General features: G+C 45.6%; 16 protein-coding genes. 4 read left to right on the forward strand and 12 right to left on the reverse strand.

The window, feature by feature from the left end; translation table 11 throughout:
- Nucleotides 1–77 precede the first annotated feature (77 nt).
- The gene (locus MTX11_RS02890; RefSeq protein ID WP_243474302.1) at nucleotides 78–443 is read left to right on the forward strand and encodes a hypothetical protein; all 366 of its coding nucleotides are present in this window, start codon (nucleotides 78–80) and stop codon (nucleotides 441–443) included.
- A gap of 100 nt (nucleotides 444–543) precedes the next feature.
- Entirely contained in the window at nucleotides 544–1,431 is an 888-nt protein-coding gene (locus MTX11_RS02895) for a DMT family transporter (RefSeq protein ID WP_243474303.1), read from the forward strand.
- 74 nt (nucleotides 1,432–1,505) lie between these two features.
- On the opposite strand, the gene pcaD is transcribed toward MTX11_RS02895, so the two are convergent.
- The 12 genes from pcaD to MTX11_RS02955 form a co-directional block, all read right to left on the reverse strand.
- Nucleotides 1,506–2,285 (reverse strand): 3-oxoadipate enol-lactonase, encoded by a 780-nt coding sequence (gene pcaD / locus MTX11_RS02900; protein ID WP_243474304.1) that lies wholly within the window; start codon nucleotides 2,283–2,285, stop codon nucleotides 1,506–1,508.
- Between the two features lie 59 nt (nucleotides 2,286–2,344).
- Nucleotides 2,345–3,550 carry a 3-oxoadipyl-CoA thiolase gene (gene pcaF, locus MTX11_RS02905; RefSeq protein ID WP_243474305.1) on the reverse strand — a complete coding sequence of 402 codons (1,206 nt, stop codon included), beginning with the start codon at nucleotides 3,548–3,550 and terminating at the stop codon, nucleotides 2,345–2,347.
- A gap of 133 nt (nucleotides 3,551–3,683) precedes the next feature.
- Nucleotides 3,684–4,340 carry a 3-oxoacid CoA-transferase subunit B gene (locus MTX11_RS02910; RefSeq protein ID WP_243474306.1) on the reverse strand — a complete coding sequence of 219 codons (657 nt, stop codon included), beginning with the start codon at nucleotides 4,338–4,340 and terminating at the stop codon, nucleotides 3,684–3,686.
- 19 nt (nucleotides 4,341–4,359) lie between these two features.
- Nucleotides 4,360–5,031 carry a 3-oxoacid CoA-transferase subunit A gene (locus MTX11_RS02915; protein WP_004731110.1) on the reverse strand — a complete coding sequence of 224 codons (672 nt, stop codon included), beginning with the start codon at nucleotides 5,029–5,031 and terminating at the stop codon, nucleotides 4,360–4,362.
- A 37-nt stretch (nucleotides 5,032–5,068) separates the two neighbouring features.
- A complete protein-coding gene (gene benE, locus MTX11_RS02920; protein ID WP_004731109.1) occupies nucleotides 5,069–6,289 on the reverse strand; it encodes a benzoate/H(+) symporter BenE in 1,221 nt (406 codons plus the stop codon).
- Between the two features lie 58 nt (nucleotides 6,290–6,347).
- Nucleotides 6,348–7,133 carry a benzoate diol dehydrogenase BenD gene (benD, locus tag MTX11_RS02925; protein ID WP_071320741.1) on the reverse strand — a complete coding sequence of 262 codons (786 nt, stop codon included), beginning with the start codon at nucleotides 7,131–7,133 and terminating at the stop codon, nucleotides 6,348–6,350.
- 17 nt (nucleotides 7,134–7,150) lie between these two features.
- Nucleotides 7,151–8,167 carry a benzoate 1,2-dioxygenase electron transfer component BenC gene (benC, locus tag MTX11_RS02930; RefSeq protein ID WP_243474307.1) on the reverse strand — a complete coding sequence of 339 codons (1,017 nt, stop codon included), beginning with the start codon at nucleotides 8,165–8,167 and terminating at the stop codon, nucleotides 7,151–7,153.
- Nucleotides 8,168–8,257: 90 nt separating this feature from the next.
- Complete coding sequence (gene benB / locus MTX11_RS02935; RefSeq protein ID WP_005096959.1) at nucleotides 8,258–8,749, reverse strand: benzoate 1,2-dioxygenase small subunit; 492 nt, start codon at nucleotides 8,747–8,749, stop codon at nucleotides 8,258–8,260.
- Nucleotides 8,746–10,134: a benzoate 1,2-dioxygenase large subunit gene (benA, locus tag MTX11_RS02940; protein WP_243474308.1), complete on the reverse strand. Its 1,389-nt coding sequence runs from the start codon at nucleotides 10,132–10,134 to the stop codon at nucleotides 8,746–8,748. Before benA ends, benB begins: the two co-directional genes overlap by 4 nt.
- 71 nt (nucleotides 10,135–10,205) lie before the next feature.
- Nucleotides 10,206–11,126, reverse strand: coding sequence for a catechol 1,2-dioxygenase (gene catA, locus MTX11_RS02945; protein WP_005100210.1), 921 nt, complete (start codon nucleotides 11,124–11,126; stop codon nucleotides 10,206–10,208).
- A 154-nt stretch (nucleotides 11,127–11,280) separates the two neighbouring features.
- A complete protein-coding gene (gene catC, locus MTX11_RS02950) occupies nucleotides 11,281–11,571 on the reverse strand; it encodes a muconolactone Delta-isomerase (protein ID WP_004647036.1) in 291 nt (96 codons plus the stop codon).
- A 13-nt stretch (nucleotides 11,572–11,584) separates the two neighbouring features.
- Nucleotides 11,585–12,694 carry a muconate/chloromuconate family cycloisomerase gene (locus MTX11_RS02955; RefSeq protein ID WP_004647035.1) on the reverse strand — a complete coding sequence of 370 codons (1,110 nt, stop codon included), beginning with the start codon at nucleotides 12,692–12,694 and terminating at the stop codon, nucleotides 11,585–11,587.
- 115 nt (nucleotides 12,695–12,809) lie between these two features.
- Between MTX11_RS02955 and MTX11_RS02960 the strand changes: the two genes are divergently transcribed.
- A complete protein-coding gene (locus MTX11_RS02960; RefSeq protein ID WP_243474309.1) occupies nucleotides 12,810–13,721 on the forward strand; it encodes a LysR family transcriptional regulator in 912 nt (303 codons plus the stop codon).
- 230 nt (nucleotides 13,722–13,951) lie between these two features.
- Nucleotides 13,952–15,325: an MFS transporter gene (locus MTX11_RS02965; RefSeq protein ID WP_243474310.1), complete on the forward strand. Its 1,374-nt coding sequence runs from the start codon at nucleotides 13,952–13,954 to the stop codon at nucleotides 15,323–15,325.
- Nucleotides 15,326–15,420 lie beyond the last annotated feature (95 nt).

The following is a 15,420-nucleotide window of genomic DNA, read 5'->3' on the forward strand; positions in this document are numbered from 1 at the left end:
GCCATTTCTTGGATCTCCAAAGTTAACGTTACGTTATCTTTAGAGGGAAGTACTGTCCATTATTTTGTCTAGGATCAGTGGAATTAGGTGCATTAATTGGAGCATTTTTCTATTTTGATGGAAAGCTACCTACTGGTATGTGGTTTATTTCTATTCCCTTCATTACTTTAATTTTAATTACGTTATATCTTTTAAAAATTTCTTTACAAGACAAAAGAGCAGTCCAATCTCAAATGATGCAGCTAGAACTTCGCATGGCACTGTGTCAGTTCATCCATAACTATGCTGAAGATTCAGAAAAACTGCATAAGAAAAATGCAGCAGGCTTTGAGAAATTTGAAAATATTATCTTTTCACCGCTAGTTTCATCTGATGACAAGATTCCAACCACCTTTGATGGAATGGAGCAACTTGCCAAATTAGTGAGTGAATTTAGAAAGTAATCCAAACTTTCCGCTATCGGCGAGTATCCTATTTTTAATTAGTCAGCGCTTTTACTAAGGCATAGAATTAATTTACTTTTGAGGTAATAGCGATCAGTAGATGGCATTCAGCTGGATTTTCTTCACTTTAATGGCTGCATTTATGCAGGCTTGGCGTAACGCCTTTCAAAAACAGCTTAGTACCACGGTGGATGTGTGGGGAGTCACCCTGGCACGCTTTATTTTTGGCTTGCCATTTGCTGTGCTGTACCTGAGCAGCCTGTATTATTTCAAGCCGGTTGAAAGTGTGGCTCACTTCACGCCCAAGTTCTGGGTCTATGTGGTGATTGCGGGTTGCAGTCAGATTTTAGCTACGGCGCTGATGGTACAACTGTTCAAGCAAAAAAATTATGCCGTTGGGGTGGGGCTGGCGAAAAGTGAAGCCATTCTTGCAGCCATTATTGGCGTGACCTTTTTAGCAGATCATTTGTCATTCCTGGCCTGGATTGGTGTGGCGCTGGGCGGATATGCGGTATTTTTATTGAGTAAAGGCCAACAGGTCAGCGGGTTTTCAGCGAGAACATTGGCGATCGGGATTGGCAGTGGATTAAGTTTTGCCATTACCTCGCTTCTGGTACGCGAAGCCAGTCTGGAATTAAGCACTTTACCCACCTTGCATCGTGCGGCCTGGGTGCTGTTAATGGTGATCAGTTTTCAGTGCCTGAGTATGCTGCTTTACCTCAGCCTATTCAGTCGCCAGACTTTAGTGGCCATGTGGCAGCGTCTGGGCTTAACTTTTAAGGTGAGTGTGTGCAGTTTTATGGCATCACTCGGCTGGTTTACTGCCATGAGCATGATGAGTGTGCCGGTCGTGAAAACCTTAGGACAAATTGAGATTCTGTTTAGTATGCTGATTTCGGCATATTTCTTTAAAGATAAACTGGCACGTGCGGAGCATTGGGGACTAGGCTTGGTAGTGATTGCGGCGATTCTAGTAATCTGGGCCTGATGCAGCACTAATTTTTTAAATCTAAGTATAAAAAAGCCACTGATCAACAGTGGCTTTTTCTTTGCATTTATTGTTTAAGCTGCGATAAATTTCTGAACTGCCTGATTAAAGGCCTCAGGTTGTTCCACATTGGAAATGTGCGAGGCATTGATTTCAAACAACTGGCTTTGTGCAATTTCAGCTTGCATGGCTTGACCATCTGCAACAGTCGTTACGGGGTCTTGCTGACCGGCCACAATCAGTACCGGCACTGAAATCGTTTTGATCTGTTCACGTAAATCCGCCTTAGCCAAAGCTTCGCAACAACTTGCATAACCTTCCGGGCTGCCAGCTCCAAGGTCGTTTGAAAGTTCTGCAACTGTCGCTGCGTTGCTTTGGATAAAGGGTTCGGTAAACCAGCGTGATGCTGCAGTTGATGCAATCGGTGCCAGACCTTGTTCACGCACCAACGCGGCACGTTCCAGCCAGGCTTGTTCCTGACCAATCTTGGCAGCAGTATTGCAAATAATCACGTGGCTAAAACGTTCAGGCTTGTTAATCGCTAACCATTGACCGGTTAAACCGCCCATCGAGATACCACAGAAAGCGGCTTTCTGGATGTTCAGGTGATCCAGCAGATTCACTACATCCTGTCCTAGCTGGTCCAGGCTATACGGACCTTGTGGTGCAGAGGAAGCGCCATGACCACGAGTGTCATAGCAAATGACAAAATAGTCTTGCTGGAAAAATTCAATTTGTGGTTGCCACATGCTGAATTTAGTACCCAATGAATTAGAAAAAACCAGGGCAGATTTGCTGGCATCACCAAAGGTCTGGTAATTGATCTGGGCATCGTTGGATGTAAATGTTGGCATTGAAATCCCTCCCGACCTCCCTTTAAAAAAGGGAGGAGGTTTATCTTTTTAATAGGTTGTTAGACGCGTTCAATAATCAAAGCGATGCCTTGACCGACACCAATACACATTGAACATAGAGCGTATTGACCACCAGTCTGTTCCAGTTGGTTCAGTGCTGTAGTTACAAGACGCGCGCCAGATGCACCCAGTGGATGACCTAAGGCAATCGCACCGCCATTTGGATTGACTTTCTCTGAACCGTCTTCGATACCCAAGTCACGCGTACAAGCCAAAGCTTGTGCTGCAAAGGCTTCATTCAGCTCGATCACATCCATCTGCTCTAAAGTCAGACCGGTTTGTGCCAACAGTTTCTTGATGGCCGGTGCAGGACCAAAGCCCATGATACTTGGTTCAACACCAACGACGGTTGAACCAATAATTTTGGCACGTGGTTTTAAACCGTGCTGAGCAACCGCTTCATCAGATGCGATTAAAAGAGCAGCCGCACCATCGTTAATACCAGACGCATTACCCGCCGTTACCGTCCCCTCTGCTTTCACCACAGGCTTCAGTTTTGCCAGAGCTTCTGCAGTGGTAGATGCACGCGGATGTTCATCAGTATCGACAACCACCGGATCGCCTTTACGCTGTGGAATGACTACAGGAATAATTTCATTTTTATAGAAACCTTTGGCCTGTGCTGCTGCAGTACGTTGCTGGCTGGTCAAGGCAAACTTGTCCTGGTCTTCACGGTTGATGTTGAACTGTTCCGCCAGATTTTCAGCCGTTTGCGGCATGGTTTCTACGCCGTACATTTCTTTCAGTTTCGGATTGATAAAACGCCATCCCATGGTGGTGTCTTCAATCTTCTGGCTACGGCCATACGCCGTTTCTGACTTGCCCATCACGAATGGGGCGCGTGACATGCTTTCTACACCACCAGCAATAATCAGATTCGCTTCACCGGCTTTAATCACACGTGCTGCCATTGCGATGGCATCCATCGATGAACCACACAGGCGGTTCACGGTCGTCGCTGGCACCTGATAAGGTAAGCCTGCAAGCAGAGAAGACATACGACCGACGTTACGGTTGTCTTCACCGGCCTGATTGGCACAGCCATAGATCACGTCATCGACCTGTTCCCAGTTCACACTTGGATTGCGCTCCATCAACGCTTTAATTGGCAGCGCACCTAAGTCATCTGCACGGACAGGCGCGAGGCCACCGGCATAACGACCGAATGGAGTACGGATGGCATCGATAATATATGCGTTTTTCATTGTGTATTTGCTCACATATTTAAAAGAAGAAAACTCCTCCCTTTTTAAAGGGAGGTTGGGAGGGATTTAATGAAGTAGTTTTATTCCTCAAATCCTCCCTAAATCCCTCCTTTAATAAAGGAGGGACTTCCCCTTAATTTGATTGAGTCGCATCAATCAGTTTGGCACCAGTCAATGACTGCAATTCTTCAAATGACAGACCTTCAACTTTCTCAATCACTTTCATCCCTTCAGACGTGACATCAATCACGCAAAGGTCAGTATAAATACGGTCGACACATTTCAAGCCAGTAGCCGGATACGTCAGTTCAGCCACGATTTTTGGCTCGCCTTTTTTGGTCACGTGGTCAGTCGTAATAAAGACTTTCTTCGCGCCCACAGCCAGATCCATCGCACCGCCGACTGCTGGAATTGCATCCGGTGCACCGGTATGCCAATTCGCCAAGTCACCATTTTCAGCGACCTGGAACGCGCCCAGTACGGCGATGTCTAAGTGACCGCCACGCATCATCGCGAAAGAATCACCATGATGGAAGAATGAACCGCCTTCAAGTAAAGTTACGAATTCTTTACCAGCATTAATCAGCTCAGGATCATGGTCTTCTTCAGCAGGAGGAGGACCGAAAGCCAACAGGCCATTTTCAGAATGCAGGAAGACGTCTTTATCGCTTGGCAGGTAGCTGGAAATCTTGGTCGGTAAACCAATACCGAGGTTCACATAAGCGCCATCAGGAATATCTTGTGCCACACGTTCAGCGATCTGGTCACGGGTCAGTTTGCTATAGCTCATTATTTATCTCCGATGCCAATTATTGTGCAGGTTTAACTTGAACAACGTGTTGAACAAAAATTCCCGGGGTGATGATGTGCTCTGGATCCAGTGCACCCAGTTCAACCACTTCAGAAACTTGAGCAATCGTCACATCAGCCGCCATCGCCATGATCGGGCCAAAGTTACGCGCAGATTTACGGTAGACCAGATTGCCCCAACGATCGCCTTTAGAAGCTTTAATTAAAGCAAAGTCAGCTTTAATCGGATTTTCTAAAACGTAGTCTTTACCTTCATAGTTCATGGTCGGTTTGCCTTCAGCCAGCAAGGTACCAAAACCGGTAGGGGTATAGATTGGACCTAGGCCCATACCTGCCGCTTGAATACGGCAAGCCAGATTACCTTGTGGCACCAGTTCCAGTTCAATCTTTCCGGCACGATAAAGCTCGTCAAATACCCAGGAATCAGACTGGCGTGGGAAAGAACAAATAATCTTGCGAACAGCACCAGCTTTAAGCAGTTTCGCCAGACCATAATCGCCATTACCGGCATTGTTGTTGACAATAATCAGGTCTTTAATACCCAATTCGATCAGACCATCAATCAGTTCAGCAGGCTGACCCGCTGTACCGAAACCACCGATCATGATGGTAGAACCGTCCTTGATCTGGGAGAGTGCTTCTTTCAATGATAATGAACTTTTATCTATCATAATCTGGTCCTTACATATCCTAAACTGATGGATGTCTTTAAACTCGTTTTGAATCTGATGCTGTAACCGGAACTGCGTTACGGTTTTTCTGTGACAGCAGAAAATGTGCTACCAGGCCAATGCAAATTCCCCAAAAGACTGAACTCAGTCCCAAGAAATGCATGCCGGAAGCAGTCGCTAAAAAGGTGATAAGCGCTGCATCACGTTGTGACTCTTTGCCCATGGCCACGGAAATGTTGGTGGCAATCGCACCGAGCAATGCCAGTCCTGCCAAAGCCGCAATTAATTCTTTGGGCATTAGGCTAAACAGCATGACAATGCTGCCGGCAAATAAGCCGCCTAAAATATAAAAAAGCCCATTCGCCACGCCGGCGATATAACGCTTTTCTTTCAGCTCGTGCGCGTCTTTGCCTAAACACAAAGCAGCTGTGATTGAGGCCAAGACAATCGTGATACCCCCCACACAGGCCACTGCAAGCGAGGCAATACTGGTTGCACTGATAATCGGCTTGGCTGGCATGTCATAACCACTGAGTTTGATAATCGCCATTCCCGGTAAAAACTGGCCCGATAGGCTGACCAGAATCAGGGGGAGGGCCAGATTCAGGGTTGAACTCCAGGTCCATTCCGGTGCAATAAATTGCGGAATCGCCAGACTGAAATCTGCCGTGACCGGGTTAATCTTGCCCAGCAGCATGCTTAAAACCACACCGGCAATCAGCACCCAGACCATGGCATAGCGTGGACTAAAACGCTTGGCCAGCAAAAATACCGCCAGCATGCCAAAGACGATATAGGGCATGGTATCGGTCGCGGTGAACAGCCCTAAACCAAACTGCAGTAAAATCCCTGCCATCATCCCGGCAGCCACTTCCTGAGGAATCCAGGACAGTAACTTGTCGAAATAACCGGTGATCCCAATGAAAAAAATCACCACAGCAGAGGTGATATAGGCAGCAACCGCTTCATTGAGTGAAATATCGGGAAACAGCGTGACTAATAAAGCCGTTCCGGGCGCAGACCAGGCGGTGACGACAGGTATTTTGTATTTAATTGATAAAAAGATACCTGCGAGCGCAGCACCAATAGAAATTCCCCAAATCCATGAAATCATCATGTCCGGGGAAACTTGGGCCTGCTGAGCCGCCTGGAAAAAAATGATCAGTGGCCCCGAATAGGAGATCAGGACTGCTAAAAATCCTGCAACAGTGGCTGAAATGGACCAATCATTTTTTAATGTCTGAAACAGGGTGTTCATTGGTGATGTGCCTCCTTGCGTCGAACCATGAGCCTGTTAAAAATCGTGATGATCAGGATTAGCCCTGATCACCACCACCGACCGGTACTACTGTACCTGTCATATAAGATGATTCATCCGAAGCCAAGAATACAATTGCATTCACTTGCTCCTGAATCGTACCGTAGCGTCCCATGAAAGTACGGTCAATGGTCTGATCAACCACTTGCTGCATCCATTGTTTTTCAGACTCAGTCAGTGGATTGGCATTGCGCGGTACTTTACGTGGCGGTGCTTCTGTACCACCCGTCGCGATTGCATTGACACGGATGCCGTCTTTGGCATGTTCAAATGCAAGGGAAGCGGTCAGGCCGTTCACACCACCTTTGGATGCTGAATATGGCACACGGTTAATGCCGCGTGTCGCAATAGAAGATACGTTTACAATGGTACCTTTCTGATTTTTAATCATTTCCGGAAGAACTGCGCGGCAGCACCACAGTGTCGGGAACAATGAACGGTTCACTTCCTTGATAATTTCTTCTTCAGAAAACTCCTCGAAAGGTTTCATCCAGATCGCGCCACCGACGTTGTTGATTAGCGCATCGACACGGCCATAAGTCTCAAGGGCTTTTTCAACGACTGATTGAGCACCAGCAAACGTTTCCAGATTGGCTTTGACGGTAATCGCATCACCGCCAGTCGCTTCAATTTCAGCCAGAACTTCTTCCACATAAGGGGAAAGGTCAGCCATGACGACTTGAGCACCTTCGCTCGCCACTTGCAGCGCGACACCACGACCGATGCCTTGCGCGGCACCGGTCACGATTACGACTTTATTTTCAAATCTTTGACGATTAGACATTGAACAAATTCCCTCTATTAGTTGGCAGAGAATTTTTCAAACAGGAAGCTTGCAGGTTTTACGCCTTCAGCATCCAGCCAGCCGCGAACCGCTTCAACCATTGGTACAGGGCCACACAGGTAGACATCTACATCACCGCCATTTAGCCATTCGTTTTCGATATGACCGGTGACATAGCCTTTACGCTCATGTGCAGATTCTGGGTTAGCAACTACTGTACGGTATTCGAACCACGGGAATTTGTCTTGCAGTTCGTTCAGTTTTTCAATCGCTACCAAGTCGAAATCATTGGTCACACCAAATACTAAACGCACTGGATGTTCTGAACCTTTTTCTTCCAGCACTTGCAGCATTGACATGAATGGTGCAATACCTGTACCACCAGCCAGCATCAAGACAGGACGGGTCACAGGGCGCAGGTAGAAGCTACCAAATGGACCAGTAAAGGTCATTTTGTCGCCAGCTTGGGCATTTTTGCTCAAGAATTCACTCATTTTCCCATTCGGTACATTACGTACTACGAAACCAGTCAGACGATTACCCGGTTTTGAGCTGAATGAATAAGAACGGGTCTCTGTGGTGCCTGGAATTCCGACATTGACATATTGACCTGCTAGGAAGTGAATGTCTGGTTGACCTTCATCTAACTGGATATCAAAAGTAATGGTTGAATCAGACAGGTTTTCGACACGAGCCAGCGTACCCTGGAATTCATGAATTTCAGTTTTGCAAACTTCTGAAGAGGCCTGAATCTGGAACACTGCATCTGAAGTCGGTTTACATTGACAAGCCAGAATATAGCCTTCAGCGGCTTCTTCAGGTGTTAGTGCATCTTCAATATAGGTTTCTTCAGGCATGTCAAATGAACCTGATTCACAAAACGCACGACACGTTCCACAAGCACCATCACGGCAGTCCAAAGGAATATTGATCTTTTGACGGTAAGCTGCGTCTGACAGGGTTTCTCCGTCAGAAACAGAAATAAAACGTGTAACGCCATCTTCAAATTGAAGTGCAACATTGTGGTTTGACATGGCTGAATATCCTATATAAATCTTTGTAACTGAGCCTTTCAGCCAATTTTCCATCTGACCGAAAGGCATAACCTGGCTGTATAAACAGTCTTAGAGGTGATAAATGTCGATAACCTGGTTGATGTAATCGTTTTTCAGTACCACATATTTGCTTAAAATCTGCGGTTTATCGCCTGAGAAATCAATTTCATAACGAGACATACCGAAGTAGCTGTAACTTGTTTTGTAACGGAAGCTCAAAGTATTCCAGTTAAAACGTACAGTCACTTTGTCGCCATCACGTTCAACAATTTCAATATTGCTAAGGTTATGGCAGGTACGTGTATCCGGCATGGTTGCAGATGAACGTTCAGTCTTGATCCGGAACACGCGATCTTCTAAACCTTGACGGTCTGGATAGTAAATCAACGAGATTTCAGACTGCGGATCTGTGGTCAGCTTGTCATCATCATCCCAAGCTGGCATCCAGAAAGATGCAGTAGGAGCATAACAAGTTAACCAGTCATCCCATTGTTCATCATCTAAAAAGCGGGCTTCTTGATACAGGAACTGAGCAATATTTTCTAAAGTGATGTCGCTCATGCGTTTTCTCCTTCAGTTGATGCTGCAATTTCTTTCTCAGTCGCAATACCTTTTTTGATCAATTCTAACCAGTACTGGTGCTGAGACAGGTATAGACCTTCATCTTCAGTTTTAATACCAGACAGTTTTGGTTTTAAACCGATTTCATTGGCAGCATCATCCGGACCTTGAATCCAGTGTTTAGAACCACGGCACATGTCGTTCCATTCCAGCGCGATACCTGCATAACCTGCCTGACAGGCACGGAATTCTTCAAGATCGTCTGGGGTTGCCATACCTGAAGCGTTAAAGAAATCTTCATACTGACGGATACGACGGGTACGCGCTTCAGGCTCTTCGCCTACAGGTGCGATACAGTAGATCGTCACTTCAGTTTTATCGACAGAAATCGGGCGCAGGACACGGATTTGTGAACCGAACTGATCCATGAAATACACATTTGGATAGATACACAGGTTACGTGAACGTTCGATCATCCACTTCGCCATAGCTTCGCCATATTGCGCAGTGTATTCATCTTTCTTGGCAAAGTTAGGACGGTCTTCCGGGTTAGCCCATTGCGTCCAAAGCAGCATGTGACCGTGTTCAAAGCCGTAAGAACCACCGCCTTGCTTGCCCCATGCACCTGCGCTCATGGCACGGATGTTATCGCCAGCTTCTTTTTCTTTACGTTGCTGAGTCGTTGCAGCATAGTTCCAGTGTACAGCAGACACGTGATAACCATCAGCACCGTTTTCAGCAGTCAACTTCCAGTTACCTTCATAGGTATAAGTCGAAGCACCACGTAAAACTTCCAGACCTTGTTCAGACTGATCCACGATCATGTCAATGATTTTGGTTGCTTCACCCAGGTATTCTTCCAGAGAAGGAACATCCGGATTCAAGCTGCCGAACAGGAAACCTTTATAGTTTTCAAAACGGGCAACCTTTTTCAGGTCATGTGAACCGTCTTTGTTAAAGCAGTCTGAATATCCCGCTTCAGCCGGATCTTTAACTTTTAATAACTTACCTGAGTTATTGAACGTCCAGCCATGGAATGGGCAAGTATAAGTTGCTTTATTGCCTTTCTTGTTACGGCACAATTGTGCACCGCGATGCGAACAGGCATTGATCATGGCATTCAGTTCACCTTGACGGTTACGTGCAATGATGATCGGCTGACGACCCATATAGGTCGTATAGAAGTCGTTATTGTTTGGAATCTGGCTTTCATGTGCCAGATAAACCCAATTGCCTTCAAAGATGTATTTCATCTCAAGGTCAAACAGGGCCTGGTCTGTAAATACTGAACGGTGTAGTTTAAATTCACCAGATTCATAGTCATCCACCAGTAGTTCGTCAATGCGGTCTAAATGGCTGGTGTTAATTACGGGAATACGAGGCATGTCCTTTCTCCGACTTTCCAGGGGGGAAGTCAGCGGGATATATCTCAAGGCATATCCCGCTTCTTAATGTATTAAGCGCTAGCGCGGCGACGATCAACTTCAGTAGAAGGTGCGTCTTGTTTCTCTTTCACAAGTTCAATATCAAATTGAATGTGTTTGAAAGGACCGTTGAGACCACGTTTTGCAATTTCAGCTTCATCAGTCACGTCAACCGCAGTTGCAACCAAGCCTTCACGAGTAGCGAATGCAAAGTCATCCCACAGGTATTGGTCGCCTTCAATATTGAATTGAGTAGTCAGCTTGCGGTAACCCGGTGCAGATACGAAGTAATGTACGTGCGATGGACGGTTACCATGACGGCCTAACTTGTCCAGTACAAACTGAGTTGTACCTTCTGGAGGGCAGCCATAACCTACTGGCATTGTCGTCAATGCAGTATATTGACCATCGGCAGCGGTAATGATGCTGCGACGCAAGTTAAAGTCAGACTGTGACTTGTCAAAGAATGAGTAGTTGCCCAGGCTGTTTGCATGCCAGATTTCAACTTTGGCACCTTCAACACGGTTGCCGTCAGTATCCGTCACTGTACCTTCAATGATCAGCGTCGGGATTTTGCCTTCTTCAGAACCATCATCCATACGTGCAAAGCTTACAGTTTCAGGTGCGCCAGCGACATAAAGTGGACCTTCAATCGTACGTGGCGTACCGCCAGTAATGCCTGCTTTAGCATCCGCTTCATCAGCACGTAAGTCTAGGTAGTGCTCCAGACCCAAACCTGCAGCCAATAAACCTAATTCGTTCGCTTGGCCGGCATCAGTAAAGTATTCCAGCCCTTTCCACAGTTCTGACTGGGAAATATCAAGATCTTCGATCGCTTGGAAAAGGTCACCCAATAAACGCACAACAACTTGTTGTACACGTTCATCTACAGGACCTGTCGCTGTATCAACGTTCATTTGCTTAACTAATGCATCAATTTCTTGGCGATTCATACTATTGCTCCTAAAGTATGTCTTTCATCTTTTAGTGGCGCACTTTTTTAGCTTTCATTGGCTGGCTAAATCTGGCTGGCCACAATCCTTGTTGAGGTACCCTCTGTTTTCGATTTGGAAGAGGAATCCGGTGACTCCCAATCCGCTCATTCAATCAACTGTCGTCATCTCGAACTGAAGATGGGTGACGGTTTAATGCCATTACTTCAATGTTCATATAAGGATAGAGAGGCAAGCCTTGTAACAGGTTGTGCAACTCTTCATTGCTTTCAACATCAAAAATACTGATGTTTGAGTACTGGCCCGTGATGCGCCAGATATGACGCCATTTGCCTTGACGCTGCAATTCCTGTGAATAAGCCTTTTCAACAGCCTTAATTTCGTTTGCCTGTTCAACTGGCAGATCACGTGGAATGTTTACATCCATACGTACGTGAAAAAGCATGGGTTTCTCCTAATTACTGACGACGCAAGTTGTCAATCTTGTTTTCATCCAACTCAATCCCCAGACCTGGCCCTTTCGGAATCTCAAGTTCAAAGTTTTGATAGTTGAGCGGGGTTTTCAAAATATCTTCAGTCAGCAGTAGAGGACCAAACAGCTCGGTACCGAACGCCAGACTTTCAAAAGTAGAGAACACATGTGCCGAAGCAATCGTGCCCACAGGGCCTTCCAGCATGGTGCCGCCATACAGGTCAATACCTGCAAGTTTGGCAATCTTGCCTACTTCACAACCTTCAATCAGGCCACCCGACTGGGCAACTTTGACTGCAAAAACAGATGAACCGTTTTGTTTGGCAATCTCATACGCTGAGTGCGGGCCCATTAACGATTCGTCTGCCATGATGGCAACATCAAAACGTCGGGTCAGACGGCGCATGGCATCCAGGTTATCAATTGCACATGGCTGTTCAATCAGATCAACACCGCCATCTTGCAATAACTGAATGCCTTTAATCGCTTCCAGTTCTGACCAGGCACGGTTCACATCCACACGGATTGAAACGTCTTTGCCTAAGGCTTTCTTAATTGCCAGCACATGTTCAACATCTTCTTCTACCGGACGCGAACCGATTTTGAGTTTGAAAATGTTGTGACGTTTTGCCGCAACCATTTTCTCTGCTTCCGCAATATCTTTTTCGGTATTGCCAGAAGCCAATACCCAAAGAACTGGAATACTGTCACGTAAGCGACCACCGAGGACTTCGCTTAATGGCAAACCTAAACGTTGTGCCTGAATGTCTAAAAGTGCAGTCTGAATCGCACATTTGGCAAAACGGTTACCATTAATATTCTTTTTGATTGCTTGTAATGTCTGTGCAACATTTAAACCGGATAATGTTTTTAAAAGAGGCGCAAAATAAGTTTCAATATTAACTTTTACGCTTTCCGGGCTTTCATCACCATAACCTAAGCCACCGATAGTTGTTGCTTCACCCCAACCGATGTAACCATCTTCAGTGGTGATTTTGACCAATACCAGGGTCTGGGTTTGCATCGTCGCCACTGCCATCTTGTGAGGGCGAATGGTTGGAATTTCTACCAGCAAGGTTTCAACTGACTTATACATAATTACGCTTCACATTCTTGCTTTAATGTTTTGACTTGATATACCTTAAAAGAATAATTTTGATTGGTCTAAGATCGATTTAGCATTTTTTTATACTTTAAAGGTATGCAGGAATATGGAACTCAGGCATTTGCGTTACTTTGTCGCAGTCGTCGAAGAACAAAGTTTTACCAAGGCGGCAGAAAAACTGTTTATTGCTCAACCACCTTTAAGCAGACAAATACAAAATCTGGAACAGGAACTGGATATTCAGCTCTTTGAAAGAGGTAGCCGACCGCTTAAGACCACAGAAGCAGGTCAATTCTTCTACCAGCATGCGGTTAAACTTTTGTCTAATGCGGAAGAAATAAAATCGATGACCAAACGGATTGGTATCGCGGATCGCACCATTAGTATTGGTTTTGTTGGCTCGTTATTGTTCGGTTTGCTATCGCGTATTGTGTTTTTATTTAAGCAGCAACATCCCCAGCTCAAAATTGAGATGGTTGAAATGAATACTTCAGAGCAGATTCAGGCACTTAAGGAAGGGCGGATTGATGTCGGTTTTGGACGCTTGAGAATTTCAGATCCAGCAGTGAAACGGGTGTTGCTGCGTGAAGAAAGACTCATGGTCGCTGCGCATTCCAGCCATTTTCTCTCGCAACGAGATGGCGTGAACCTAGCTGAACTGGTGGATCAGCCACTCTTTTTATACCCGAATAATGGTAAGGCAAATTTTTCGACCCAGGTGCGCGGTATATTTTCCGAGTATGGACTAGAGCCGAAAAATATCCGTGCAGTCAGTGAATTGCAACTGGCGCTGGGTTTTGTGGCTGCTGGAGAGGGTGTTTGTATCGTGCCGGAAAGTGCCCAGAATATTCGTCTGGCACATTTAAACTTTATCCCTTTATTAGATGAATTTGCGGTCAGTCCGGTCTTTATGGCGATGCGCAATATGGATGAAAGCGAATACATTCGTTACCTGTTTGATGCTGTGTATCAAGTCTATGATCTTGAAGCGCTAAAATACGATCGATCGGTATTTTAATCGCTAAAAATCGTGTGAATGATATAGCACCAAAAACCGATGAGGACGTGATAAAAACAACCTGTTTTAGAAAACATAATGATTGAGTAATATATTTATTAATTAATTGAATAGTTTAATTTGACCCAGACCTTATAGGTATAAAGCCATGCCTATTCAGTTTTAGACATTTTTTCCTATTTTCTGCATTGTGAGCAGCATAAGTTGAACTTCACAATTAGGAGGTGGAGATGTCTACAAATAAAGTGAATATAAATACGCTGATTGATGAAGCGAAATTCACACCCTTTCATTGGGGCGTTTTGATCTGGTGTTTGCTGATTATTATCTTTGACGGTTATGACCTGGTCATCTATGGGGTGGCATTGCCGCTGCTGATGCAAGAATGGTCGCTAAGTGCGGTACAAGCGGGAATGCTGGCCAGTACAGCCTTATTCGGGATGATGTTTGGTGCCATGAGTTTCGGTACTTTATCCGATAAACTTGGCCGTAAAAAAACCATCATGATCTGTGTGGCGATTTTTAGTGGATTTACCTTTATCGGTGCCTTTGCTACATCACCAGTCGAATTCGGAATTTTACGTTTCCTGGCTGGCCTTGGAATTGGCGGTGTCATGCCTAACGTCGTGGCATTGATGACCGAATATGCGCCTAAACGTATCCGCAGTACGCTGGTTGCCCTGATGTTTAGTGGTTATGCCATTGGCGGGATGACTTCTGCGTTATTAGGTGCATGGTTGGTGCCACAATTTGGCTGGAAAATCATGTTCCTGCTTGCAGGCGTTCCATTGCTCATCTTGCCGATTCTATGGAAATATCTGCCAGAATCCCTGATGTACCTGACGAACAAACAACAGACGGCTCAAGCACACGATATTATTCAAAAGATCTCTCCGACACAGGTCATCACCAGTGACACCCTTTTTGTACTGAATGAAGTACAAAAAGGGGATGAGGCACCATTAAAAGCACTCTTTCAACAAGGCCGTAGCTTCAGTACCTTTATGTTCTGGCTGGCATTCTTTATGTGCCTGTTGATGGTCTACGCCTTGGGTAGCTGGTTGCCAAAACTGATGATTCAGGCAGGTTACTCGCTGGGTGCAAGTATGATCTTCCTGTTCGCCCTGAATATTGGTGGAATGGTGGGTGCCATTGGTGGTGGATATCTCGCAGATAAATTCCATATCAAAAAAGTGCTGACTATCATGTTCTTATGCGGTGCCATTGCATTAATTCTGCTTGGCTTTAACAGTCCGCAATTCGTGCTGTATACCTTGATTGCTGTGGCAGGTGCTGCAACGATTGGCTCACAAATTCTGCTCTATACCTTCGTGGCGCAGTATTATCCATCGACGGTACGTTCTACCGGTATGGGTTGGGCATCAGGTATTGGACGTATTGGTGCGATTGTTGGGCCGGTACTCACTGGTGCTTTATTAACCATGAATTTACCGCATCAAATGAACTTCTTTGCAATTGCGATTCCTGGCGTAATCGCTGCGCTGGCAATTTTCCTGGTGAACTTAAAAACTTCCGTAGATGGCCAAGCCCTTGCAACACCTGATGTGAAGCCGAATCCATTGGCAAAAGAAGCGACACATTAAGTTAGATTTCAATCAATAAAGATAATATTCCCAATGATATAGATCGCCATCGTAACGGGTGGTGATCTGTTGCTAGAATCGAAACGCATAATAAA

Source organism: Acinetobacter lwoffii (assembly GCF_022809915.1).
Classification (GTDB): domain Bacteria; phylum Pseudomonadota; class Gammaproteobacteria; order Pseudomonadales; family Moraxellaceae; genus Acinetobacter; species Acinetobacter lwoffii_M.